Source organism: Microcoleus sp. T3_A4, assembly GCF_036700465.1.
GTDB lineage: Bacteria > Cyanobacteriota > Cyanobacteriia > Cyanobacteriales > Microcoleaceae > Microcoleus.
Genome location: NZ_JAUBOY010000014.1, coordinates 17,060 through 43,072, shown reverse-complemented (window position 1 = coordinate 43,072; position 26,013 = coordinate 17,060). Strand labels below are relative to the sequence as shown.

Here is a 26,013-nt window from a genome sequence, read left to right as displayed (position 1 = left end):
AAAATCCAAAATCCAAAATCTAAAATCGGAATGACTGCTGGATACATCCTGGTATTTGTAATTTTAGTGTTGGGGGGTGTGATCGCCACTGTTAGCGATCGCCTTGGGACGAAAGTCGGCAAGGCAAGGTTGAGCTTATTCAAACTTCGCCCCCGCGATACTGCTGTTGTTGTGACAGTGATGGCCGGCAGCATCCTGTCAGCAGTCACTCTGGGCATATTGTTTGCTACTAGCAAGCCGCTGCGAACGGGAGTTTTTAGAATAGACGAGATTCAAAAAAGGCTCAACAACGCGCGCAGAGAAATCAACCAGGCCACTCAAGAAAAAAATCGAGTTGAAACTGAATTAGCTCAAGCCAGAGCCGCCCAAGCGCAAGCTAGAGCCAATTTAGAGCAAATTAATCAATCCCTCCAAGCAGCTAATGCTGAGCAAGCTCGAACGCAAACAAAATTAAACTCGCTGCGGGCCCAGCTCAACAGCGTGCAAGCAGCCAAGTCTAAAACTGAAGAGCAGTTAAGTCAGGTAGAAGCAGCTAAATCTCAGACAGAAGAACAGCTCAGCAGTGTGGAAGCGGCTAAATCTCGCACCGAAGAACAGTTGAAACTGGTTGAAACGATCCGATCGACTACACAAGCTCAGCTCGATCGCACCGAGAACCAATTGAAAACAGTTTCTGGTCAAAAAACGACTTTAGGAGCGGAAATCGCCCAACTGCAAGAGGAACGCCAACAGTTAATCGAGCAGGTAAAAACTCAAATTGCCCAGCGCGATCAAGAAATTGCCAAGCGAGAGAGAGAAATTGCCAGGCGAGACGCAGAAATTGTCGCTCGCAACGAACTAATTGCCCAACGGGACAAGGAAATTGCTCAGCGGGTGCAAAATCTCGCCGAGCGCGATCGAACTATTGTCGAGCGCGACAAAGTAATTGCCGAGAGGGAAGCACTCCTAGAAACCTTGGCACAGCAACAATCTCAACTCGAACAGCAACAAACTTTATTGCAGCAGCAAGTGCAAGTTTTGGAACGCGATTTTCAGGCAATCCGCGAGGGTACAGTTGCCATCAGGCGCGGTCAAATTTTAGCTGCGGGCGTGGTTCGTATTATTGAACCCGGTATGGCGAGTCGCGCGATCGATCGACTCTTGCAAGAAGCAAATAAAACCACCGTCGGACTGATGCAGCCGGAAAATAGGAAGGTTAGAGACCAGGTTATTCAAATTACTAAAGCAGAAATCGATCAACTAATTAGTCAGATTAAAGACGGTCAAGATTACGTGGTGCGGATTGTCGCCGGCGCTAATTACCTGCGGGAAGAAAAGGTAATTAAGGTATTTGCAGAAGCAGAAATCAATCGAGTTGTGTTCCGCGCTGGAGATGTGATTGCAGGGGTTGCTGTCGATCCCGTGACTTTGACCCACGAACAGGTGCGGCAGCAGTTGCTGCAATTGATAGAAGCTTGTCAATTTCGCGCTCGCCTGATCGGTGTTGTCGGCGGTAGAGTTCAAGTGGCCGACAGTCAGATTGAAACTTTAGCTGGTTTTATCGAGCGATTGCAGCAGTACGAGAAACCGCTGGACGTTCAGGCGATCGCAGCAGATGTCACTTATATCGCCGGCCCGCTTAAAATAGATTTAGTTGCTCTTGAAAACGGAGCCGTTGTGTTCCGCACCGGACAACAAAAACAAGGCCCCGGAGACTTGAAAATTCAAAAATAAACTTGGTAATTAATAATAGGTAACTGGCTATGATTTTAGGTTTCGATCCAGGTAAAGACAAATGCGGCATAGCTGTAATGGGTAGAGATAAGAAGGTCTGCTACCATCAAGTTGTACCCTCGGAGAGTGCAATTTCTACTATTCAATCTTTGTGCGAACAGTTTCCCATTGAGTTATTGGTGCTCGGAGATCAAACGACTTCTAAGAGTTGGAAACAAAAACTAACGCAGAGTTTGTCGCCTGCGATCAAAATTGTTCAGGTTGACGAGAGGTACAGCAGTTTAGAAGCGAGGGAACGCTACTGGGAAATGTACCCTCCGACGGGACTCAACCGCTTGATTCCGAAGGGAATGCGGACGCCGCCGAGACCGGTGGACGATATTGTGGCGATCGTCCTAATTCAGAGGTATTTAAACAAAAGTTAGTCAATTTTATAAGCGTTACCACTGATGAGCTTGGATAATTTAAGGAATCAATATGTTTTGGCGACTCTTGAATTTTTCACTTAAATAAAATACACCCTGAATTTAGTGAATTTATGATTAAATAACAATTAGTGTTACTTGATCACACCTTCGGTCAAAATTACCTTACCATTTTGCCGGACTTGTAGGCGTTGGGGGTTAATGGAATAGATAATATTGCCGTTAGTCGCTTCATAAGTTCCGTCGTCACCTGTCGTTACTTGCATGACATTGATTTGGCTGCCATTTATTTTGCTGAGGCCTCGGTAAAAAATATCGCCTTCCTGGGTTTTGCAAATGTATATAGAAAAGTTGGGCGTTGCGAAAAATTGCACCATTTCGGCTCTCGGACATCCCTCAACTTGAGCAATTTGTAGCGGTTGATTATTGCCCAAAGTGTTGGGTGCGATCGCCCGAACTTTGTCAATCGGTTGATTTAGTGCAGTTGCTTCTGCTGAGGCAGTCAAAAAGCAGATCGCACTAATGCCTGCCATAACTAGAACTACTCCTTTAATGCCCTTAACTCTCTCCTTATAAAACATCTTGTCACTCCTGGTTTTAACTATATAATTACATCTTAAGCTATCTTGGCTGGATATTAATAATATTTAATGTCAGAGGTGAGATGTGCAGGGAACAGGGTCGGTTTAAGTAAGGTGCGAACTGTCCACCCTACACCAGTGAAAATACATAAGTATGTCAATGCGATCGCCGGAAAGCAATCTCTTGCATTTATGACATTTTTAAGGTTTTATGACTTGTTCACGCTGATTTGAGAAACCGGGTTTCTTCATATATTTCTCGTTACTAAACCTTTGATTTTCCTAGAAACCGGGTTTATAGTCCCCCAGGCGATCGCTAACTGACTCTTTTACAGGGTAATGTTTATTTGCGCTTAGCTATTTAGTGATATCATGTCCGATCGAGTGACCGAGATTAAAAGGGCTGGTTTTTGAGATTGTCAATTATGGGCAGATATTTTTGGTGAGGGGAACTCCTACCGTATTAGGGTAATCGACCGGACATAATATGAATAAAAAAAGGGAAACAGAAGATACATTTTTACTCCCATTTCCCCTGTTGAAAAGAACCGTCGTCCTGCCTGGGAACCTGGTAATTAATTAACTGCTGCCAACTGTTTGTCTTTAATTTCCACTGGCGCGGTTAATGCTTCTTCCAAATCCGCACAGCCGAGTTTTTCCTCCAAAATTGCCATCACTTCGCGGCCGAAATCATTGGAATTACGCTGCCAAGCTTCTAAACAAATTTGCCCGAAAAACGAACCCAAAGGTTCGGGATTCCACAGCAACTTGCGCGCTGTCCAAGGCATCAAACTCATCGGATCGTAACCAGGTTGCAGAATATCCTTTTTAAAGGCGTATTCTTCCAAAATTGTGTGTGGCTGCAACCCGATAAAGAAAATAGCTGGTTCTACTTTATCTACTCCGAAAATTCGCTCTAATTCTCGGTGATAAGCAATAGTTTGCCGGATAGTTTCAAAGGTTTCGTCAATGACGTTAAACGAGTAATTCACGGAAACCACATCGTTGTAACCGGCTGCTTTTAAATCGCGGCAATTTTCCAAAACTACTCGCAAGTTATAGCCCATCCGCATTTTGCGAACCAGTTCCTGGGAACCGCTGGTGATGCCGATTTCAAAGTAATTCATCCCCGTTTTTACCATCAAATCGCACAATTCGGGTGTGAGATTGTCCGCACGGATGTAAGCAGCCCAGTGTATGTCGTCCATGCCGGCGGCGATGATTTTTTGCAATAATTCAACTGCATCATCGATGAATTTGCGTGCTGGGATAAATTGAGCGTCGGTAAACCAGAAATTGCGGATACCTCGATCGTACAATTGCCGTATTTCCGCCACCACCTCATCCGCCGGATTAATCCGCACTTGTTTCCCTTCAATCACCGTATAAATGCAGTAACAGCAATTGTGAGGACAGCCGCGCTTGGTTTGGACTCCCACGTAGAAGTCCATATCCTGTAGATAATAGGAAAATTCCGGCCAAATGGTTTCGATGTAGTTATAGTCGCAAGCACTTTTCTCGATGTTGGCTGGTTTTTCGTGAATTAGCTTCGCGCGCGGCACAGTTTCCCCCACCACATAACACCTTTCCTCGGCCAAATCTTCGCCCTTAATCAACTTCTCCAGCAAAGCTTCGCCTTCCCCCACCGAAACCACAGTTCCCGCCGGCAAACTGCGTCCCAACTGCTCGTAAAACACGCTCACAGCACCGCCTCCGACCACTGCACGAGCTTCGGGGCGGTATTTCCGGGCCCGCTTCAATCCGCGCTTAATCAGTCCCAAATTGCGCCAGAGTTCGGTGTAGTAAGACGCGGCTAAACGCAGTCCTCCGAGGGCTCCCCGGAACTTGATCAGCGGATTTTTGGCGTAGTAAAACTCGAAGGCATTTTGCAACGGGTTGCCACCCCTGCCGCCCACGGGCGCGTAAATTTGAATGTCCCGCCAAGAGAAAACCAGCAGCGTCGGCTTAAACTCGTCTATGCTGGCATCTAAAGCTTTAGCGAAATCCAGGGGGGGTACGGCACCTAAATCGAAAATGCGCTGTTCGACATCGGGAAACAGCTTGTGTACGTGATCCGAAAGATAGACAACTCCGATCGGGAAAATAGGATTGCAAGGGAGGCGAACGTACAGGACTCGGTTTTCTCGGTTTTCCATGATTGCCATATCCTAAAGTGGAACTTTTTCAGCTATGTTAATATTCTTTTAATATAACTTTACAATATGTCTAATTTTCGCAATTTGACATTAAATATTCTTAAATTTTTCTATTTGGCTCAAGGCCGAGCTTGTTAGTGTCGATCGGCGACAGCAGTAGAAAAAAGCTAATTTTTAAGTCAATACAGCGTATTTTGACTTAAAATCCCAGCGGGGAGTCAAAAATTCGATATTTATCCGGTTAGATTTTAATTTAAGTTCGATCGGTCTCTCATGTATTAGGGAGTTGGTAGTCGGCTTTACAGTAGGCGGGATCACCTAGTGTTAGCCTGAGAAGATAACTAAAACTTTTAGGCAAGGCTCCCTCAGCAGTTATGGCTCAAATTCTTGACCCCGTACCCTCAGACACCGACAGCAAGATTCTGTGCTGCTACGTCAACGCCACCAGTCAGATTCAGATTGCTCGCATCGCCAACATTCCTAACTGGTACTTTGAACGAGTGGTGTTTCCCGGACAGCGCTTAGTGTTTGAAGCGATGCCCGCTGCAGCATTGGAAATTCACACCGGGATGATGGCCAGTGCAATTTTGTCGGATAAAATTCCTTGCGATCGCTTGCAGATTAACGAAGGCCCCTATTCCAACGTCAATCCTAGCAGATCGCGAGAGGCAGTTCCGGGCGATCGAGCAGCAATGACTGGCCGCCCCAAATCCCGAGAAATCTCAGAACCTCTGACTGTACCGGCACTAACGGCCGTTGATTAATTGAAGTTGTGAGTTTTGAGTTATAAATTGTCAGTGAATTGATAACTCCGCGCTCAAAATTCCAACTTCAGCAAAGCCTTAAAAACTCAACACTTAAGAATCAAAGTTTGTGAAATGAATTTTAGATCAAAACTCCCGACGGCAAATATTGTCCGGTTTTTCCTATTTCCCTGAGTTTGGTTGGCGGGTTCGGCAACTGTGCAAAAATATCATTAAACAGCTTCTCGAATTTCAGCCATGTCAGCACAACCTCTTGCTTCTTCCCCATCTTCGGCCCCAGTATTTGAGCCGGCGGTATTCCGGCTTTCTCCCCTGATTAGAATCACGCTGTTGAGCTTGTACACAGCCCTGACAATTCCCTTGCCGTTTTTGTCGGAAGTAACAAAAGCACCGGTTCCCCCGGCGACCCTCTGGGTGGCAATCGTTGTCGGCGCTGTGGGCCTGTACGGCGTGCTCAGTGAAAGGGTAATTTTGAGCGAGGAGGGGATTGAAGTCACATATCCCAACTGGTTTCCGCGTTGGTTTCGCAAGGGTTGGTCGCTACCTTGGACTGAGGTAAAAGCTCTCAAACCTCGATCGACAGGTCAAGGAGGTTTAGTTTACTATTTTTTGAGTCATTCGGGTGAAGGTTATTTGTTGCCAATGCGAGTGGCTGGGTTTGGTAAATTAGTCGGTTTGGTAGAAGCAAAAACAGGCATTGATACTAGAGATGTCCGCCCTTTGTCGCAGCCTTGGATGTATCTTATTTTGCTGGGATGTACGCTGCTGTTGCTGTTGGTAGATGCGTGGACTATTGTTACGGCGATCGGGCTTAAAGGTAATCTGTAAATTTCTTGTGGGGCGGGCAAGATGCCCGCCCCCAATATGCAGGCTAAATGTGGAACATCTTATTATCAAACACGCAGAAAAAAGAAAAACCCGGTTTCTTAAAGAAGCCGGGCTTTTACGTATTCTATTGTTTATTTAAGCTACTTAACTTCAGCCGATCGCCGGCTGTTAGGTGATTCGTAGTAAACTCCAGAACCTGTATCCGAGACAAAATGACAATCCCAGTAAGAGCGAATAAAACTCTTCCAAATTGGCTCGGTTGACTTGCGGTAATAATCGCCCAACACTGGCTTGATGGCTTCCGTTGCTTCCTTCAAGTGATAGTGCGGCATTGTCGAGAAAATGTGGTGGGCTACGTGAGTCCCGATGTCGTGATGGATGGAATTAATGATTCCGTAGTCGCGATCAATCGTAGACAATGCACCTTTCAAGAAAGACCAATCATTACCGCGATACCAAGGAATATCGGCTTCTGTGTGGTGCAGGAATGTTACCAAATCCAGCCACATCACGAACACTACATAGGGAACCAAGTAGAACTTGAGTAAAAACAGCCAACCAAACTGATAGGTTAGCGCGCCTAAAAAGCCTACCATCAGTACCAAGGATGCGGAACTCGTCAACACATCCCATTTTTCGGACGGACGGAAAAGCGGGCTACCGGGCATGAAGTGAGAACCAGTTCGATCGGGCGAGCGGCGAAATAGATAAATTGGATAGGCAAATAACATCAAATAAAAGCGTCCCAGCTTTTCGTACCAAGGCATTTGATTGTATTTGCTCTCCGATACCGGATACCAGCTTTCATCGTTATCTAAGCTGCCTGTATTGGCGTGGTGGGTTCTGTGACTAATCCGCCAACCGTGGAAGGGCACGAGAATTGGAGCGTGAGAGAGGTGTCCGATCAGGTTGTTGAGCCATTTGCTCTTAGAAAATGAACCGTGTCCGCAGTCGTGGCCCACTACAAACAATGCCCAAAACATGGTTCCCTGCATCAACCAAAAGATTGGGTAAAAAAGCCAGGAATCGACGGTGTAGGCGATCGCATATAAACCTGCGATGATGCCAATATCTAAAAAGAAATAAGCCAGAGATTTCCATGCCGAGGGCTCAAAACAGTGGGCTGGAATGGCTGCCTTGATATCTTGAAGAGTAAAAGGTAACTCTGCTGTACGAGAGGATGAGCCTGGATTGCTCGCGGGATTGAGAACAGTATTTGATTGCACGAAGTTTCCGATTTAAGCTGACTTGAGAAACCGCATTCCGCCTTCTTTTAACAGTCAATCGATTTTAGATTTTAGATTTTAGATTTTAGATGCACTCCACAGATGAATCTGGGGGCTTAAACTAATATCTAAATTTTTTGGCTCTCCCCGACATGAGCCGGGGGGTTGTATCCCTATGCAGGTGAGGTCAGTTTCAACCTGCAAGGAGCCATATTTTTACTCTGCAAGGGTTTCTAAAGTTCTTTAGTTCGCATGAATAGCCCGTCCGCGATTCTCAAGCAAGTTGGCTTGTCGAATACTTGTGTCGGAAAAATTAGTGCGATCGACCCTGTTATCTGAAAAAATCTCCTGTGCCCGTTGTTGGTGCGAAATGCGACTTCAATCTGAGAGTGGACATCTGGAGGAACTACCTCCAGTCTGCAGGTAGCATACAGCGTTTCGAGCAAGAATTGTGAACGAGAGTGTAGGGAAAAACCATCGATTTTAGATTGGCGATTTTAGATTCAAGCACAAATCTCCAATCTTCAATCTTCAATCTCCAATCTCCAATCCGAGGGTTGGGTTTCACACAAGTTGTACCCAAGCGCCTGTTCACTACAGTTCACCAATTCCGCAAGAATTGCTACAGCTAAGTTAATGTAACATTTCTACACACATTCTGGCAACGACTTACCAGAAAATTTTGAAAATCCCTAAATCGCGGAAATTGACGGGCGATCGCTTTCTCGCTTTTTGATTTTCTAGGTTCCAGCTTTTTCTAATATGAGCTTAGACCGTTTTACCATTTCTGGAACGTCGATCGGATAATCACCGGTGAAACAGGCCGAACAAAAACTCATCGGGTCTTCGTTAGTCGCCTTCAGCATTCCATCCCAACTCAAGAAAGCCAAGGAATCAACCCCAATTTGGGTGCCGATTTCTGCGACTGACTTAGTAGCAGCAATCAACTGATCTTGATTGTCGGTGTCGATACCGTAGAAACACGGATGAGTCACCGGTGGCGAGGAAATTCTCATGTGAACTGCTGTTGCGCCAGCATCCCGCAAGGCTTTGACGATTTTGCGACTGGTAGTACCGCGCACGATCGAATCATCGATAATAATTACCCGCTTTCCTTCCAACACATCTTTGAGAGGGTTGAGTTTCATGCGGATTCCTGACTCCCGCATTGTCTGAGTCGGTTGAATAAAAGTGCGCCCCACGTAGCGGTTTTTAATCAATCCTTCGGCGTAAGGAATGCCGGAAGCTTGAGAAAAGCCGATCGCCGCTGGGATTCCCGAATCAGGAACGCCGATAACTATATCAGCATCAGCCGGAGATTCTGCTGCCAACAAACGCCCGATCCGCAGTCGGTAGCTGTACAAACTTTCACCTTCCATCTGGCTGTCCGGTCGAGCAAAATAGATCATTTCAAAGATGCAAAGTTTGCGCTTCTGCTGCTGACTCCAGTGGAAGGAAGCCATACCTTCCTCTGTAATCCAAACTAATTCCCCAGGTTCTACGTCCCGCAAAAATTCAGCACCGATAATATCCAAGCCGCAAGTTTCCGATGCTAAAACGTATCGTACCGGAGTTGTGGGGAGGATGCCAATTACCAGCGGGCGGACGCCGTGGGGGTCGCGGACTCCCATCACGCCTTTGGGGGTGGCGATCGTCAAACTAAAGGCTCCTTGGCACATAGCAAAGGCGCTGATCGCTGCTTCCAGCCAGTCTTTGCCCTTGTCTACCTCGGAACCGATCGCCACTGCGATCGCCTCTGAATCCGTCGTGCTGACAAATTCGCACTTCCGAGACAGCAATTCTTCGCGCAATTCTTTAGTATTGACAAGATTCCCGTTATGTGCTAGGGCCAGACTTCCCAAACGAGTTTCGACAACCACAGGCTGAGCGTTGACCACGCGCGAGGAGCCGGTAGTAGAGTAGCGAGTGTGCCCTACGGCTAAGTTACCGGGCAAGTGACCTAAACTCGATTCGTTGAAGACTTGGGAAACCAGTCCCATATCTTTGTGCAGGTGGACTTTTTCACCGTCAAAGGTGGCAATTCCTGCTGATTCCTGACCGCGGTGCTGCAAAGCATACAAACCGAAGTAGGTCAACTTGGCGACATCTTCACCCGGTGCGTAGATACCGAAAACGCCACAAGCTTCCTCGGGCTTGTCGGGTTTACTAGAATGCTCGTCAGCCGCGAAGGAATGGTTGGGAATCATAGATGGGTGGGTTCCTAATGGGGAAGGTGGGTTAGGGGGACAGTTTCAGCGGGAAATCTTGTTTGCGAAAGCGTCGCATAACTTAACATTCCCTTAATCTTGCCACGGATCTGTCATTATTTCCAACTCGTGTAGCATTTCAGACAGAAGCGATGCGGCGTTTAAGGGCATTGTAGTATCGATCGCTCGCAAATTCTATACTAACCTTGATTAAGGGCGGGCGATGGATGGGGCGAGGGATGCGGCGATTGTCAAACGAAGTCCGCGCAACGCCAGACTGAAGAGATCGGCGATCGGGCCAGGGAAAATAAATTAGAAAGTTGCTTGAGGGGCTTTTTCAAATATTAGGATTTAAGGGCGATCGCTCTTGACTTTTCTGTGAGATTGACTTACTATATTATCATGGGAATCTGTGCGGCCATGTAAAGTCAATTTTGGGCGCAGCCAGTTAGGGCAATAGCACGGAGCAAATAAGTTTTTCAGTTTAATTTGTAGGGTGCGTCGCTGTGAAATTGTCGATCGAACTTGCAGATTGTTTCGGGCGACGCACATTACGGCTTCAACCCGCTACGCGGAAACCAAAGCCACGCGAAAACCGATGTCTGAGTAACGATCGCCCGCCGAATTGCTAAGACGATACGCACTGCGACAATTCACCGCACTGTCGTTCCAGGAACCGCCACACCGCACCGGGCGATCGTTGCGATCGTTGTCGAGATGACTGCACCATTCCCAAACATTTCCGTGCATATCATAAAGTCCAAAAGCATTGGGCCCAAAACTCCCGACATCAGTTGTTTGTTTGCGGTAAAGTCCCTTCGATGCCCCAGCGTAGGGATTATTGCCATTATAATTAACTAAATCCGGGGTAATTGTTTCACCAAAATAGAAAGGTGTTTTAGTTCCGGCGCGGCAAGCATATTCCCATTCCGCTTCTGAAGGTAAGCGATAAGTCTTGCCTGTTTTTTTAGAAAGCCGCTTGCAGAATTCCACAGCGTCATTCCAGCTTACTTTTTCGACAGGAAGTTTCGCACCTTTGAACTCAGAAGGGTTATTTCCCATCACCGCTTGGTATTGTTCTTGAGTGATCTCATATTTACCCATAAAAAAAGCCGGGATATTCACGGTACGCTGCGGCCCTTCATAGCTACTTCGTCCGGCTTCCGTATCGGGGGAACCCATCACGAAACTGCCGCCAGGAAGTGCTACCATCTCTAGAGTAATACCATTCCCAAAATTTTCTATAAAAGCCTGTGCTTTTCCTTGACGGCGGTTGGCAATTTGCCCCGTTGAGTTGACTGTTACTGTTTCAAAAGTAAAGCTTTTTAAAGCATTGGAAGATGGCGTAGGTTTTGGAGTTTCTGGTGCGGGTTTTGGAGATGGTTTTGGAGATGGTTTTGGAGACGGTTTTGGCGATGGACTTTCTGCTACAGATTGTGGAGATGGTTTTGGCGATGAACTTTTGGCTGTAGTTTTTGGAGATAATTTTTGAGCTGATGATTTAGGAGATGGGGCCGCCTTGTTGGATGAAGGTGGAAGATTTGGTGAAGATGAAGAAGATTTGTTGTTCAATAAATTTTGACCCAGCACAGCTAATGCAAATCCTCCCCCAGCAAAACCCGCTAATTGCAATAAACCTCGCCTTGTTATGTTAGTTCGTAACGGCAAAGAGTGCTGTGGAATGACAGGAATTGTGGGAATTGGTGTCGGTGCGGGAGTTGGTATTGACTGACGTTGAAAATCTATTAAAACTTGCTCTGCAGATTGATAGCGCTGCTGGATATCTTTTGCCAACAACTTAGATAAAATCAATTCCAATCCCTTGTCTATGGGACTTTTCAAATGTTGCTGCCAATTTCCAGTCCAGCTATAACCGTGTTCCGTCCACAAACCATAAGGATGTACCCCCGTCAGTAGATGAAAAGCCGTCGCCCCCAAACTGAACAAATCGCTGGCTGCATAAGCTTCACCACCTTGCATTTGTTCAAGCGGTGCATAACCATGCGAACCAATTTGCGTTCCCCGTCTCGATATCACTGTTCCCGACAACTGTTTGGAGACTCCGAAATCAATCAGCATTAACACACCGTCGCTGCGACGGCGCATAATATTCTCAGGCTTGATATCTCGGTGAATGATTTTTTGTTCGTGAACAAACTTGAGAACAGGTAGAAGTTCGAGTAATAGTTGCTTAACTTGGTTTTCTTGCCAAATTCCCTGATTGTGGAAAAGCGTCAACAAATTATCTCCATCCACAAACTGCTGTACGAGATACAAATATTTGTTGTCTTCAAAGTAGGCATCTAGTGATGGAATTTGGGGATGTTGTCCTAGCTGTTGCAGTTGTCTAGCTTCTAGCTGAAATAATTCTACCGCTTTGTTAATCGCCCAAGTTCCCTGGACATCTGGTGCTAATTGTTTAACGACACAGGGTTGATTTAGTCTATCAATATCTTCTGCTAAATAGGTGCGGCCGAAGCCACCTTGACCGAGGAGTTTGATCATGCGGAAACGATTTCGCAGGATGGGCACGAGTTGAAGACCACAACTGATGCAATATGTTTGTCCATCCGGGTTTTGAGGATTGGGGCAGTCGGGATTGATGCAGCAAATCATTTATTTTATGAATGATATTGTTTATATTGTATAGGACTTACGCATGGGGCCCAGAAACCGGGTTTTTTTTATGAAAATACTTCGTTCGCTCTCGCAGATTCGGTAAAAAACCCGCTTATGAAGGCGGAGTGCGTCCAGTAGTCTAATTTGTAGGGTGCGGATATGTGAGATTTGCATCTGTCTTAATTCTGCGTTACCTACCCAGAAGCAAGACTCTTCGGGGTCGGAGTTGACTGGTTGAGAAATTACCTGATGAACGAGTTGATAGAATTCGATCGAAGTGTCATAAATCCCGGTTCCGAATGTAAAGTCTAAGCGCAAGGTTAAAGGTTGGGGAATTAGAGAAATGCCTGCGAGGTCGGCACTTTTCAAGTCTTCTATGCAAAAATGTTTTAAAGGGCGATCGGTTGTAGCAGTCATAGAATTATTAAATTCAATTAAGATATGGACGGCGGCCCAGAACGATAGACACGAATCACTTTTCCCGTCAGTATCTCAGCATTAGATATCGCATCATTAATATTCGCACTCAGTCTAGGCATATGGTCATCTCGCGTGCAGGCAATAATACCACAATGGTCAGGTTTCAGCTTGTGCAGTTGAAAGAAATCGCGTCTGTTGATGGTCAAAACAGCTCGATTGTCAGTGATGGCAAATACTAATACATCCTCATCAGGTAGTCCAGCATTTCCTGCTTCTTGAACAGTCTGGACATCATGCCCCAAAGACCGCAGATTTTGCACAACTTGTCGGGGAAAGTGTTCGTCTGCATAGAGACGTGCCATAGGTTTATTTGATATTTTCAGGTGGATCTAAGATTTCGTCAGCATCATCTTGCTGTCGAATTGCTGACTCAATTTCGTCAGGATAAGCTTCAGTATAAGCCCAAACATTTACCAAATCAGCAGCACTGAGATGGGGGTAGCAGTCGAGAATAAAAGCATCGGTAGCTCCGTCATTGCGATAGCTGGCGAGCAACCAAACGGGAATGCGAGTTTTGTCAATACAAGCATCACCACCCATCACGCCGGGAGTTTTGGTTATCGGGCGGCCGCTGTTTTTCAGGCTTTGAGTTAAGATGCCGATCGCCTCAGCTTTTTCGATCGCCGTTAAGGCCAGGAGTTGTACTTCTAATTCTTCGATTGTCATATAAATTTGGGGATTTATGAATTGTGTAGCTATTTGATATTGTAAGGCGATATCTCTATCAGTTATCAAGCTCGGTAGGCTTAATTCTGGGCTAGGGGCGGGTTTTACCAACCATCTATGTCGGAACCAACAATATAATAAACCCGCCCTGGCCTAATCTCCGAATCCTCTCCACAAGCCCCCGGATTCATCTGTGGGGTCGATCTTTGAATTCTAAAATCTAAAATCTAAAATCTAAAATCTAAAATCGATTGACTGACTCTCGCGGTGTGTGGCTGCGAGATTGTCGATTTGATTTGCAGATTGTTCGATGCGACGCACCCTACCACTACTACGCGGAAACTAGGACGAGGAAGAAACCGACGCTACCGCCACGCGAAAACCGAGGTGCCTGCTGCGATGAACCGCCCAATTCCTGCCACGATAGGCACTACGGCAATAGACCGTATTGCAGTTCCAGGCACCAGCACGCAGCACTCGGTTATTATCTGTTCCAGTTTCCCAAGAACTTCCATCAGTCGGTGCGCCGTTATAATTACCATGCCATTTATCGCTGCACCATTCCCAAACATTCCCGTGCATATCATACAAACCAAACGGATTCGGCGGAAAACTCCCCACATCCGTTGTTTGTTTGCGGTAATGTCCCTTCGGCGCAGAACCGTAGGGATAATTGCCATCATAATTAACTAAATCCGGGGTAATCGTGTCACCAAAATAGAAAGGCGTTGTAGTTCCGGCGCGACAAGCATATTCCCATTCGGCTTCCGAAGGTAAGCGATAAATCTTGCCGGTTTTTTGAGAAATTTTCTGGCAGAATTCCAGAGCATTATTCCAGCTTACTTGTTCTACAGGACGTTTCCAACCTTTGATCTCAGAAGGGTTATTCCCCATCACTACTTCCCACTGTTCTTGAGTAATGGGATATTTACCCATAAAAAAAGGAGAGATATTAACAGTACGCTGCGGCCCTTCATTGTTACTTCGCCCTGCTTCCGTATTGGGAGAACCCATCACGAAACGGCCACCAGGAATTGCTACCATGTCTAAGATTGCACCGCCACCTAAATTTTCCCTAAAAAATTGTGCTTGACGGCGTTGATAGCTAGTTATATTACCCCGCACATCAACTGTCACCGTGTCAAAGTCAAACCTTTTTAAAGTCTGTATAAAATTTGGCGTTGACTGACGTTGAAAATCTATTAAAACTTCCTCTGCTGATTGATAGCGCTGCTGAATATCTTTTGCCAACAACTTAGATAAAATCAATTCCAATCCCTTGTCTATAGGACTTTTTAAATGTTGCTGCCAATTTGCAGTCCAGCTATAACCGTGTTCCGTCCACAAACCATCAGGATGTACCCCCGTCATTAGATGAAAAGCCGTCGCTCCCAAGCTAAACAAATCGCTGGCTGGATAAGCTTCACCCCCTTTCATTTGTTCAAATGGTGAATAACCAGGCGTACCAATTTGCGTTCCCAGTCTCGACATCACTGTTCCCGACAACTGTTTGGAAACTCCGAAATCAATCAGCATTAACACACCGTTGCTGCGACGGCGCATAATATTGTCAGGCTTGATATCTCGGTGAATAATTTTTTGTTCGTGAATAAACTTGAGAACAGGTAGAAGTTCTAGTAATAGTTGCTTAACTTGGCTTTCTTGCCAAATTCCCTGCTTTTGCAAAAGCGTCAACAAATTATCTCCATCCACAAACTGCTGTACGAGATACAAATAGTTGTCTTGTTCAAAATAGGCATCTAGTGATGGAATTTGGGGATGTTGTCCTAGCTGTTGCAGTTGTCTGGCTTCTTGCTGAAATAATTCAGCCGCTTTGTTAATCGCCCAAGTGCCCTGGACATTTGGTGCTAATTGTTTAACGACACAGCGTTGATTTAGTCGATCAATATCTTCTGCTAAATAGGTTCTGCCGAAGCCACCTTTACCGAGGAATTTGATCGTGCGGAAACGGTTTCGCAGGATGGGTACGAGTTCCAGGCCGCAACAGATGCAATATCTTTGTCCGTCAGGGTTGTCAGGCTTTTCGCAGTCGGGATTGATACAGCAAATCATTTGTTTTAGGAATGATATTGTTTATATTGTATAGATTAATTGGGTGATTGACACGGCGGTTGATTGGGGAATTGACACAGAAATTCAACCCGGCGATTGAAAGAGCCGGGTTAATCCCAATCTTAACCCGCGAAGGCGGGTTTCGTCTGTGTAGACGCGGTTTCAACCGCCGGGTTTTTTAATCCCAATCAAACAGATGCAATCCGACGCTCGATCGCATTATAGAACCGATCGCCCATATCACCCATCGCCACCTCAATTAACACTTGATTGTCAGCACTCACAACGCGCAAAGGTGATTCAGCACAGCAAACTAAACCAATTTTCTGCCACATTTTGGTCAAATGTTCTTGCAGGTAAGACTCCCAAATTTCTTGATTTTTCGGTGCCACTGAAACTACAATGCAGTTGCCCATTTCACCAAACAAAATTTCATCCCAGCGCCTGACATTTGCTGAATTATAACTGAGATGAATTTCCGCACCCATTTTAGCAGAGATACAGCATTCCGCGAGGGCGATCGCAATTCCACCTTCCGCACAATCATGGGCAGAACCTACCCAACCTTGCCGAATTCCATCGCGACAAACCGATTGCACTTTTCTTTCCAACTCAAAATCTATCCTTGGCGGTTTCCCAGCTACAATCCCGTGAATTGCCGCTAAATATTCCGAACCTCCGAGAGTAGGAGAAGTTGCGATTTTTGAGCTTTCAGATGAAATTTCTGAGTTTTGGGATGATTCCCCCATTCCCAGCACATAAATTAAATCACCTTTCTTTAGCCAAGCTTGGCCGCAAATCTTCTTCAAATCGGGAATTAACCCCACCATTCCGATTACCGGAGTCGGATAAATTGGTTGAGGATTTCCCTCAGCATCAACAGTTTCATTGTAAAGAGAAACATTGCCGCCAGTCACAGGCGTTCCCAACTCCCGACAAGCATCAGCAATTCCACGACAAGCTGAGGCTAACTGCCAATATCCGATCGGCTTTTCAGGACTGCCAAAATTCAAATTATCGGTAACAGCTAAAGGTTCAGCACCCACACAACTTAAGTTTCTCGCTGCTTCCGCTACGACTGCTTTTGCACCTTCATAAGGATCGAGATAAACATAACGAGAATTGCAATCAACCGTTGCAGCAACTCCAGGAATCATCCCCAAGGGCGCTTCGTTCTTGCTAAGGGGGGGAGAAACTTTTGGAGTTTCCCTACCTTGTGCCTTTGTAAATAGAGGAATTACCTCTTCTTCCTGTTTGCTTTCGGAAGCTAGAGAAACAGCATTTTCTCTCTGTAGATCCCCCTTAGCAAGGGGGTGTACTTCTAGCCCGTTACCGAGAGAAGATTGGCAGGGTTCTAGCGGACGCAATCTGACAACCGCAGCATCAGCGCCTCCCGGTAAAACAACAGTATTGTTTTGCACTTGATGATCGTATTGGCGATAAACCCAGCGTTTAGAAGCGATGGTGGGAGTATCTAAAAGCGTCAGCAAAATCTGATTCCAAGTTTGGAAATTGCCGTTAATTTCGATACCTGTAACTGTGGATTGTGGCAGGGGATCAGCCGTCCATTCCCATGCTTTTTTAGCATATTCGGGCGGTTCTGTCAACAATTCTCGGTGATAAATTGGCGTGTTATCTGCCAAAGCAGTGGCGGTAATTTCCGCCGCGATTTCGCCTTTAAAGAGAATTCGGACGATCGGCTCTTCGATGACTGTACCCGCTACTACCGCGTGCAATCCCCATCTGTGGAAAATATCGATTAATTCCTGTTCGCGTCCTTTTTGGGCAACAAACAACATCCGTTCTTGGGATTCCGAAAGCAGGTATTCGTAGGGAATCATGCCGCTTTCTCGAACGGGAACTTTGTCTAAATCGAATTCAATGCCGACGCCGCCTTTGGCTGCCATTTCTGATGTGGAACAGGTGATTCCGGCCGCACCCATGTCTTGGGCGGCGACGACTGCACCGGTTTTGAATGCTTCTAAACAAGCTTCAATTAAGGATTTTTCTAAAAATGGATCTCCTACTTGGACTGCGGGGCGATCGTCCATTGATTTATCGGTCAATTCTGCACTGGCAAAACTTGCTCCTCCCATGCCATCTCTGCCAGTGGTTGAACCGACGTAAAGCACGGGATTTCCGATGCCAGAAGCGCCGGATTTGACTATTTCTTGAGTTTCCATTAAACCCAAGGCCATGACGTTAACTAGCGGGTTGCCAGAATAAGCAGGATCGAAGTAAACTTCGCCGCCAACTGTGGGCACGCCGATGCAATTTCCATAATGGGAAATTCCTGATACTACTCCTTTGAATAACCTCTGAGTTTTGGCATCGTCTAAGTTGCCGAAACGCAGGGAATTCAAAAGTGCGATCGGGCGTGCACCCATTGTGAAGATATCGCGGAGAATCCCGCCGACACCGGTTGCCGCACCTTGGAAAGGTTCGACTGCAGACGGGTGGTTGTGGGATTCAATTTTGAAGGCGAGTTGCAAGCCTTCTCCCAAGTCTACGACGCCGGCATTTTCTCCGGGCCCGACTAGAATTCGATCGCCCTCTGTGGGAAACTGTTTTAATAGTGGCCGCGAATTTTTGTAACAGCAGTGTTCGCTCCACATAACGCCGAACATTCCCAATTCAGCTTTATTGGGATGGCGGCCTAGACGCTGAACGATTTCTTCATATTCTTCCGGTGTGAGTCTTTCACCGGCAATTTGTTCGGGGGAAAATGGGGATTCGGAGATGGGAGACATGGAAACTCGTTATAAACCACAGGCTTTATTCTAAATGCCCTGTGCTTGGTTAATCTAAAATCTATAATCTAAAATCTATAATCCTAGGTCTTTGGGTTGCTAACCTAAAATCTAAAATCTAAAATCTAAAATCTAAAATCGAATGACTCAACCTCGAAATCTCAATTTTGCTAACCAAAACTTGCGGAACCGTTCTTTTAAAGGGCTTGACTTGTCAGGGGCGAATTTCAGCGGTTCCGACATCCGAGGCTGCAATTTTACCGGGGCGATTTTGAGGGGGGCAAATTTTCAGGGTGTCAGAACCGGACAAAGCCGCAGGCGAGTGAGAAATTTGATTGCTAGGGCTGGGGTAACGGCGGTGACAGTGACGACGGCTGGGGCTTTGACTGGACTGATTGCCGGGGCAGATGCGGGGGCTGTGGCGGTGGCTGGAACGGCGGCTACGGCGATTGCTGTGACTCGGTGCGAGGCTGGGATTGTGGCGGGGGCTGTGGCTGGGGCTGCGGCTGCGATCGGGGCTAGCGGTATTGTGACATTTTTAGGCGGAGATACTATCAGGGGAATTGTTTTATTTTTGGTTTCTGGGGTAATTCTGGGGTTAACTGCGATCGGATTTTTTATCGCTGTTGAACAAATAGAAAAATTGTCGATAACGTCGTTTAGAAAAGCTGATTTAACTGATGCTGTATTCGATCCGGGGGCGGTTCTAGATGCCGATTTTTCCGATGCGCGAGGAGTGCCGTGGTAAAGTACACAATTACTGATTTTTTACCCATTCCCGGAATTCTCGCACTGCTGTGGTTGCGCCTGTAGTTTGAGTGCGATCGATAAATTCGTCAACTTTTGCAGTGGGTAGCATCGGGAAAGCCCGGGAAAAATTGCACTCGGCATATTCGCCATTTTGCAATTGATAAAACTTGATGCTTCGTCCGTCGTACCGCCAAATTTCTGGTACGCCTAAATCTGCATATAAATCGAATTGATTTAAGGAACTGCTGGTAATATCAATTTCCAGTGCTAAATCTGGCGGCGGATCTTGAGCAAAGTCTAATTCTGTTCTCCCTCTGACCAGTGCTTCATTTTGGATATAATAGCAGGAATCTGGTTCTTTACCCGCTGCTTTTTTGCGTTTTTTAATAGTCATAGAGCCAAAGGGGTTGTACTCTAGATTAAGTTCTTCGATGAGAGTTACAATTAAGCGATCGATTAGCCTGTTGCGATTTTCATGTTCCGGTAGCGGCACCATAATTTCTAATTGACCTTGATGATAAGCAATTCGGGTGGAACGTTTGTTGCCCAGTTCCGCTAGCAGGCTTTCATATAATTGCCAACTGATATTTTGCAGTAAAACTCGCTGTTCGGGGGGGGTTGATATTGTTAGCATTTTACTTGGGTTTTAGATATTGAGAATATTTTAGTTTAGCCTTTTTTTTTTGCGAACCGCACAAAAAGTATCTGCCGACAGCTACGATTATGCGCTGCTCTATAGCGGTTCTCACGAAAGTAAGGTACTCTTCCAATGCCCTGTTTGGCCAATGCCCTGTTTGGCCAATGCCCTGTTTAGCCAATGCCCAAGAACACCTCATGTTACTGAGAAAGGCTATAGTTAATAATAGACTGTGGTCATTAGTCCTTGTTGTATGAAGCTGCGATCGTTCTTTTCTTTCCTCATTGCTGGCGTCTTGGCACTCTTAGGCTTGAGTGCCGGCGGTTTTTACTGGCTGACAACTCACACTCCCCTGAATTTGCTCGCTGGCGGGCCGACAACTACTCCGGCTGCGGCTGTGTTTGTCTCGAAACAAGCACCTTTGTTAGCATCAATGCTGGTAAATCCCGATCGCCTCGAAGCATTGCGACAAGTTTTTGCCACTCCCGAAGAAAGAAGTCGATCGCACGCAGAATTTGAGCAAATCAAAAAAAGTCTCCTCGGCAATACAGGCCTCGATTACAGTAGAGATATCCAACCTTGGATAGGTGACGAAATAACCCTCGCCGTCACAACCCCTGATTTCGATGGCGACAGCAGCAACGGCCAACAAGCCGGGTTTTTGCTGGCCGTTTCCTCCCAAAAGGTCGATCGCAGCCAACAATTTCTCGACTCCTACTGGCGCCAACAATCTCGTGCCGATAAAACAGTTCATTCGGAACTATATAAAGGGGTGAAAATTAATTATAAACAACCACCAATAGCCAAGAAAAAATCTACTTCGCTTTTGCCTTTTAACCAGTTTTCTCTGCCGAATTCAAAGTTGCCATCCAGCTTCGCAACAGCAGCCATCGGCGGTAATTTTAATTTTGGGGAGAACCAAAATTTTGTTTTATTTTCCAATAGCCCGATTGTGATTCGAGAGGCAATTAATAACGTTGAATCAGCCAACCTAAATCTCAACAATACCCCGGAATATCAAAAAGCTTTGCAGCAGCTAAATCAAGGTAGAATCGCTTTAGCATTTGTCAATCTCCCGCAGTCAGCAACCGAGCAAAATCCCCCAGTTTCTCTTAATTCTCTCGCAGTTGCTGTCGGAGTCAACCGACGGGGATTGCTGGCTCAAACTGCTTTAGTGACATCGCGAGAAAACACAGCTTCTCCAACACTCTCCGAACCGGTGCAAGCCTTGCAATACATTCCCTCAGCCAGTCCTTTCGCGGTCGCCAGCACCGATTTAAGGAATTTTTGGGCTGATTTGTCATCGGCGGTGTCCACTAATGCAGAAGTGTCAAATTTAGTCGATCGCACCCTGGCAGATATTCAGCAAGTTTGGGGCGTCAACCTGCAGCAGGATATATTTGACTGGGTACAAGGAGAATACGCTTTAGCAGTGCTTCCGAATTCGTCAAATGGTGCAGACTGGATTTTTGCCGCCGAAAACTCTGCTGATTCCCAAAAGGCGATCGACAAACTCGATGAAATTGCCCGCAGCAAAGAATACAGCATCGGCAGCTTCACTCTTAGAAACCAGAAAATTACCGCTTGGACGCAGTTGACAACGAACGCAAATTATGGAAGAGAAAATAATAGAAAAAGTGCGATCGAAACCGAGGCAAAAGGAGTCCGAGCCACCGTCGGCAAATACGAAATTTTTACCACTTCAGTAGAAGCAATGGACGCAGCACTAGAAGCAGCAGACACAGGCTCTTTAGTTGCCAATCAAGATTTTCAAACCAGCATTGAACCGCTTCCGCCATCTAACGACGGCTATTTTTATTTAGACTGGCCCTCCAGCAGGGCAATTTGGGAAAAACAAATCCCGCTGTTGAGGTTAATTGAACTTTCGGCAAGACCATTGTTCGATCACTTGCGATCGCTTACTGTCACCAGTACGGGAGAAATAACAGGAATTCGCAAAGCTACTATATTTATGCGGCTGAATTAGTCAGAAGGAAGTTCGGCAACGGATTCTGTAACGGATGTAACGGATGTAACGGATGTAAAGGATAGAAGGAAGAAGGAAGAAGGAACAAGGAAGTTCGGCAACGGATTCTGTAACGGATGTAACGGATGTAAAGGATAGAAGGAAGAAGGAAGAAGGAACAAGGAAGAAGGAAGAAGGAAAAACAAGAAACTATGCCCAATGCCCAATTCCCAATGCCCAATTCCCAATGCCCAATGCCCAATGCCCAATTCCCAATGCCCAATTCCCAATAACTAAGGACTAATAACTACTGGCTGCTTCACGTTTTTAGGTGGCCCAAAATAAGCTTGAAATACCTCTTTGGCGATCGGGGCCGCGGCAACAGAACCATAACCGCCATTTTCCACAATCACGGCGATCGCGATTTCCGGCTTGTCAGCGGGCCCGAAGGCGACATACAAAGAGTGATCCTCCTGTCCGATGACCTCCGAAGTCCCTGTTTTGCCCGCCGTCAGTGGAATCGTACCGTCATTCATCCCCTGTCCCGTACCCTGGGCAACTACCGCGATCAGTCCTTCCTTCACCACCTGAATGGTTGAAGGTTTCATCCCCGTATGTACCCGTTTAGTCTCCGCTGTGCCGGTCATAGAAGTCAACAGATGAGGCTTCACCCGATAGCCCCCATTCGCGATCGAACTCACCATTACCGCCCCCTCCAAAGGAGTCATCAACACCAACCCTTGCCCGATCGACATCGTTACCGTATCACCCGCATACCAAGGTTCTTTATAAAGTTTCTCCTTCTCCTCCGGCGTCGGGATTTGACCGTAATCGCCGCCACCTAGCCCCAAAAGATTCAAATTCGTATCCTTGCCAATTCCCAGGCGGTGTCCCCACTTAGAAATTTGCTCCGGCCCCGTACTAATCCCCACTTGATAAAAAAATGTATTGCTGCTGAAAGCCAAAGCATCCCGAAAGCCGATGTCGCCGTAACCGCCGCTGTGTTCGTTAAAATCAATTCCCCCCACAGTAATGTAAGAAGAAGTACCGAGAATTGAGTCCGGCGAAAATTTGCCCGACTCCAGGCCCGCGACGGAAGTCACAATTTTAAACGTGCTGCCGGGGGGATAGCCTTGCATGGCCCGATTCAAAAATGGATTTTGCGGATCTTGAAGAGTTTCCCACTCATCCTTAGTGATTTTTCGCGTAAACAGATTGGGATCAAAAGTCGGGTGGCTGGCCATAACTAATACCGCCCCGGTTTTGACATCCAGTGCCACTACTGCTCCCCGGCGCTGCCCCAAGGCTTTTTCGGCTGCTTTTTGCATGGACAAGTCTATGGTTAGCTGCACCGCCTCACCGGGTTTGGGCGGTGTATCTCCCATCAGTCGCAATTCTTGATTTTGGGCATTTACCTCGATCAGCCGATCGCCCCAAACTCCGGCAATCTTCTGGTTAGAGCTCGCTTCTATGCCCATTTGACCGACAATCATCCCCATCGGATATTCGGGATGGTCTTCTAAGTCTGCTGCGGTAGCTTCGCCAATATATCCGATCACGTGAGCGGCCAAACTGCCTTCGGGATAGTAGCGATTCGCTTCTGGCCGCACTTCCACTCCTCGCATTTGTCCCACCTCTTCTGCTAGTGGCACAAACACCTCTGGCGGCATTGCTTGCTTAAGCCGCACCGGTCTGTAGGATTGAGGATCGACCTCTTTTAATTTTTTTAAAATTTCTTTGGCCGGGATTTTAACCAACGGACTCAACTTTTCTGCTGTCGCTTTCCACTGTTCCGGCGTTTGTTCTTTCGGCCACAAATATACGGATCGAGCTAAATTGTTTGCTGCTAGCAAGTTCCCTTTGCGATCGATAATATGTCCGCGATTAGCCGGCATGGGAACTAGGCGAACGCGATTGTTTTCGGCTCTTTCCCGGTTTTGCTTCCCTTGTATCAGTTGCAATTCCACCAGCCGACTAGCGTGCAGGCCCAGCAAACCGGTCGCCACCAGCATTAACACGATCGCCCGGTGTATCGGACGCTCCTGTTTCTTAGGAGTTTCCGCCAGGGTTTTGTCAGAAGAGTGAAATGCTGAGATCGAATAAACTTGTCGTTGCATCATTCTATAGGTAGATGTCAAATCCTAGATTTTAGATTCTTGAATTGTCAATTTTGAAGTATACATCATCAAACCGGGGACGATCGCGCCTTGCGCCTTGGGGGAAGCGGAATGATTGAGCGTTAACTTTTGACTAATCACTAATTAACTCATGACTGCTCACTAATCCCCCAAGCACCAAGAAATCGACAGAAAAATCAAGGTCAGGCTCAGCCAATTAGGGAGGTGGAGCCAGCCAGATAGACCTATAGGTAACAATACCAAGGCCTGTGTCAATAGGGAGCCGAGCGCCAACAGGAAGGCTAGGAGTATCAAATTTATCATCTTGACACCGTACAATTTCGGATATGAGTCGATCGCCTGTGGCAGAAATCCGACTGGCACAACCGAGCGCGATCGTACAGGGATTGTCCTGATAGACATAAGGAAGAGAAGCCAGGAGGTTTTGAACTAATTTAAAAATTATTCTTCCTCCATAGTTTGTATTCGAGGGGCTGCGATGGGTAAATTCTGAGTTGTGATTTTAAGTTGTGACGCCTGGAGTATTGCCATGTTGTTTAATCAGCGAGCCAATTTCAAAAACGGTGCGCTCTTGGCTGCGATCGCCGCGATCGCCGCCCTACCAGTTTTAGCAGAAACAGCCAATTTCGGCACTTTAACTTTATCGCGAGGTTTTGCAGCCCCAACAGCAGTTTTGAGAGGTTCTACAGGCGGATCGTACTCTCTATCTGTCATAGCCAACGCCGATCGCCACAAAAACAAATGTTTGGGTTTTGCCACCCCAACTCCCGACCACATCATAGTCTTGCAGGAAAACTTTTCAAAACTCACACTCCAAGTCCACAGCGGAGGCAAGGACACGACCTTACTCGTACAAGGCCCCGGTAATGCGGTGCGCTGCGGAGACGATATAGGTCAGAATAAAGATGCTGGCATACTTGATTCAGACTGGCAAGCAGGCTCTTACAGGATTTGGGTAGGTACTGTCGAACCCGGAGTCAAGTCTAACTATACAGTCTCAGTACAGGAATAGTCAGTAGTCAGTAGTCAGTAGTCAGTAGGAAGAATTACCAATTGCCCATGCCCCATGCCAATTGCCCATGCCCCATTCCAGGAACCCCACTCTCCCACTCTCCCCCACTCCCACTCTCCCACTCTCCAATCTCCCGATCGACCGCTCACTTCCCCATCCAGTAAAATGTAAAATCGAAAGTGGCGTGTTTAACCAAAATAGGTAACTCCGAAAGTGCTAAAGACTCTTAGAGCTGACTTCAGTATAATTTTTGATCGCGACCCTGCCGCTCGCAACTGGCTGGAAGTTTTGTTTTGCTACCCCGGTCTTCAGGCCCTAGTGTTGCACCGCCTCGCACACTGGCTTTATGTGTTGGGACTTCCCTTCATCCCCCGCTTGATTTCCCACATTGCTCGTTTTTTGACCGGAATTGAAATCCACCCAGGGGCAACCATCGGCAAAAGCGTATTCATCGACCACGGTATGGGGGTTGTGATCGGCGAAACAGCGATTATCGGCGATTTTGCCCTAATTTACCAAGGTGTCACCCTGGGCGGTACTGGCAAACAAAGTGGTAAGCGTCACCCTACCGTCGGCGAAAACGTAGTTGTAGGTGCTGGCGCCAAGGTACTCGGCAATCTGCAAATTGGCAATAACGTCCGCATCGGCGCCGGTTCTGTCGTACTCCGCGACGTACCATCTGACTGTACAGTGGTAGGGATTCCCGGCCGCATCGTCTATCGATCGGGAGTGCGCGTCAATCCCCTAGAACACGGCAGTTTGCCGGATTCGGAAGCTGTGGTAATTCGCTCTTTGCTCGATCGTATCGAGTCCCTCGAACAGCAAGTAAAAAGTTTGCTTCCTAAACCATCTGTCTCCTTAACTTCTGTTCCCAATTCCCACAATTTCCACTCAGTATCAGAATCTTTAAACCCAGCCAGCAATGTAGCCGTAGCCGAAAAAACACAGCTAGTTACAACCCCTAGCTGCCAGTTAAAAGATAAAGCAATTCAAGAATTTTTCGACGGCACCGGCATCTAAAA

20 protein-coding genes are annotated in these 26,013 nt (G+C 46.7%); 8 read left to right on the top strand and 12 right to left on the bottom strand.

The annotated features are described in order from the left end of the window. Positions 1-30 precede the first annotated feature (30 nt). Together QUA07_RS10045 and QUA07_RS10040 are read left to right on the top strand one after the other, a co-directional pair. Positions 31-1,713, top strand: a complete 1,683-nt coding sequence (locus QUA07_RS10045; protein ID WP_333324613.1) for a DUF3084 domain-containing protein — start codon at positions 31-33, stop codon at positions 1,711-1,713. 29 nt (positions 1,714-1,742) lie between these two features. Next, positions 1,743-2,138 carry a pre-16S rRNA-processing nuclease YqgF gene (locus tag QUA07_RS10040; RefSeq protein WP_333324611.1) on the top strand — a complete coding sequence of 132 codons (396 nt, stop codon included), beginning with the start codon at positions 1,743-1,745 and terminating at the stop codon, positions 2,136-2,138. 134 nt (positions 2,139-2,272) lie between these two features. Here QUA07_RS10040 and QUA07_RS10035 read toward each other — a convergent pair whose 3' ends face one another. Together QUA07_RS10035 and QUA07_RS10030 are read right to left on the bottom strand one after the other, a co-directional pair. Next, the gene (locus QUA07_RS10035) at positions 2,273-2,719 is read right to left on the bottom strand and encodes a hypothetical protein (protein WP_333086135.1); all 447 of its coding nucleotides are present in this window, start codon (positions 2,717-2,719) and stop codon (positions 2,273-2,275) included. 575 nt (positions 2,720-3,294) lie between these two features. Beyond that, positions 3,295-4,875 (bottom strand): photosystem II high light acclimation radical SAM protein, encoded by a 1,581-nt coding sequence (locus QUA07_RS10030; protein WP_333324608.1) that lies wholly within the window; start codon positions 4,873-4,875, stop codon positions 3,295-3,297. Positions 4,876-5,249: 374 nt separating this feature from the next. Here QUA07_RS10030 and QUA07_RS10025 point away from each other — a divergent pair, with 374 nt between their 5' ends. Beyond that, a complete protein-coding gene (locus QUA07_RS10025; RefSeq protein ID WP_333080653.1) occupies positions 5,250-5,639 on the top strand; it encodes a DUF1830 domain-containing protein in 390 nt (129 codons plus the stop codon). A 237-nt stretch (positions 5,640-5,876) separates the two neighbouring features. Continuing rightward, complete coding sequence (locus QUA07_RS10020) at positions 5,877-6,467, top strand: hypothetical protein (RefSeq protein ID WP_333324605.1); 591 nt, start codon at positions 5,877-5,879, stop codon at positions 6,465-6,467. Between the two features lie 140 nt (positions 6,468-6,607). Here the strand turns inward: QUA07_RS10020 and QUA07_RS10015 are convergent, their stop codons facing one another. The 8 genes from QUA07_RS10015 to purL all read right to left on the bottom strand — a co-directional run bounded on the left by QUA07_RS10015 (position 6,608) and on the right by purL (position 18,488). Next, positions 6,608-7,693 carry a DUF3474 domain-containing protein gene (locus tag QUA07_RS10015; protein WP_333080649.1) on the bottom strand — a complete coding sequence of 362 codons (1,086 nt, stop codon included), beginning with the start codon at positions 7,691-7,693 and terminating at the stop codon, positions 6,608-6,610. Between the two features lie 740 nt (positions 7,694-8,433). Beyond that, positions 8,434-9,900 (bottom strand): amidophosphoribosyltransferase, encoded by a 1,467-nt coding sequence (gene purF / locus QUA07_RS10010; protein ID WP_333324603.1) that lies wholly within the window; start codon positions 9,898-9,900, stop codon positions 8,434-8,436. A 567-nt stretch (positions 9,901-10,467) separates the two neighbouring features. Next, positions 10,468-12,516 carry a bifunctional serine/threonine-protein kinase/formylglycine-generating enzyme family protein gene (locus tag QUA07_RS10005; protein ID WP_333324601.1) on the bottom strand — a complete coding sequence of 683 codons (2,049 nt, stop codon included), beginning with the start codon at positions 12,514-12,516 and terminating at the stop codon, positions 10,468-10,470. A 21-nt stretch (positions 12,517-12,537) separates the two neighbouring features. Then, positions 12,538-12,936, bottom strand: coding sequence for a hypothetical protein (locus tag QUA07_RS10000; protein WP_333324599.1), 399 nt, complete (start codon positions 12,934-12,936; stop codon positions 12,538-12,540). Positions 12,937-12,953: 17 nt separating this feature from the next. Beyond that, positions 12,954-13,301 carry a DUF5615 family PIN-like protein gene (locus QUA07_RS09995; RefSeq protein ID WP_333324597.1) on the bottom strand — a complete coding sequence of 116 codons (348 nt, stop codon included), beginning with the start codon at positions 13,299-13,301 and terminating at the stop codon, positions 12,954-12,956. Between the two features lie 4 nt (positions 13,302-13,305). Continuing rightward, a complete protein-coding gene (locus QUA07_RS09990; protein WP_333324595.1) occupies positions 13,306-13,665 on the bottom strand; it encodes a DUF433 domain-containing protein in 360 nt (119 codons plus the stop codon). A gap of 342 nt (positions 13,666-14,007) precedes the next feature. Beyond that, positions 14,008-15,738, bottom strand: coding sequence for a bifunctional serine/threonine-protein kinase/formylglycine-generating enzyme family protein (locus QUA07_RS09985; RefSeq protein ID WP_333324593.1), 1,731 nt, complete (start codon positions 15,736-15,738; stop codon positions 14,008-14,010). 188 nt (positions 15,739-15,926) lie between these two features. Continuing rightward, positions 15,927-18,488 carry a phosphoribosylformylglycinamidine synthase subunit PurL gene (gene purL, locus QUA07_RS09980; RefSeq protein WP_333324591.1) on the bottom strand — a complete coding sequence of 854 codons (2,562 nt, stop codon included), beginning with the start codon at positions 18,486-18,488 and terminating at the stop codon, positions 15,927-15,929. A 142-nt stretch (positions 18,489-18,630) separates the two neighbouring features. Here purL and QUA07_RS09975 point away from each other — a divergent pair, with 142 nt between their 5' ends. After that, the gene (locus QUA07_RS09975; protein ID WP_333324589.1) at positions 18,631-19,236 is read left to right on the top strand and encodes a pentapeptide repeat-containing protein; all 606 of its coding nucleotides are present in this window, start codon (positions 18,631-18,633) and stop codon (positions 19,234-19,236) included. Positions 19,237-19,245: 9 nt separating this feature from the next. On the opposite strand, the gene QUA07_RS09970 is transcribed toward QUA07_RS09975, so the two are convergent. Continuing rightward, positions 19,246-19,872 carry a Uma2 family endonuclease gene (locus QUA07_RS09970; protein ID WP_333324587.1) on the bottom strand — a complete coding sequence of 209 codons (627 nt, stop codon included), beginning with the start codon at positions 19,870-19,872 and terminating at the stop codon, positions 19,246-19,248. Between the two features lie 235 nt (positions 19,873-20,107). On the opposite strand from QUA07_RS09970, the gene QUA07_RS09965 reads away from it, so the two are divergent. After that, positions 20,108-21,862 (top strand): DUF3352 domain-containing protein, encoded by a 1,755-nt coding sequence (locus QUA07_RS09965; RefSeq protein ID WP_333324585.1) that lies wholly within the window; start codon positions 20,108-20,110, stop codon positions 21,860-21,862. Between the two features lie 272 nt (positions 21,863-22,134). Here the strand turns inward: QUA07_RS09965 and mrdA are convergent, their stop codons facing one another. Beyond that, a complete protein-coding gene (gene mrdA, locus QUA07_RS09960) occupies positions 22,135-23,961 on the bottom strand; it encodes a penicillin-binding protein 2 (RefSeq protein WP_333324583.1) in 1,827 nt (608 codons plus the stop codon). 547 nt (positions 23,962-24,508) lie between these two features. Here mrdA and QUA07_RS09955 point away from each other — a divergent pair. Together QUA07_RS09955 and cysE are read left to right on the top strand one after the other, a co-directional pair. Beyond that, positions 24,509-24,991 carry a hypothetical protein gene (locus tag QUA07_RS09955; RefSeq protein ID WP_333324581.1) on the top strand — a complete coding sequence of 161 codons (483 nt, stop codon included), beginning with the start codon at positions 24,509-24,511 and terminating at the stop codon, positions 24,989-24,991. 213 nt (positions 24,992-25,204) lie between these two features. Then, positions 25,205-26,011: a serine O-acetyltransferase gene (cysE, locus tag QUA07_RS09950; protein WP_333324579.1), complete on the top strand. Its 807-nt coding sequence runs from the start codon at positions 25,205-25,207 to the stop codon at positions 26,009-26,011. Positions 26,012-26,013 lie beyond the last annotated feature (2 nt).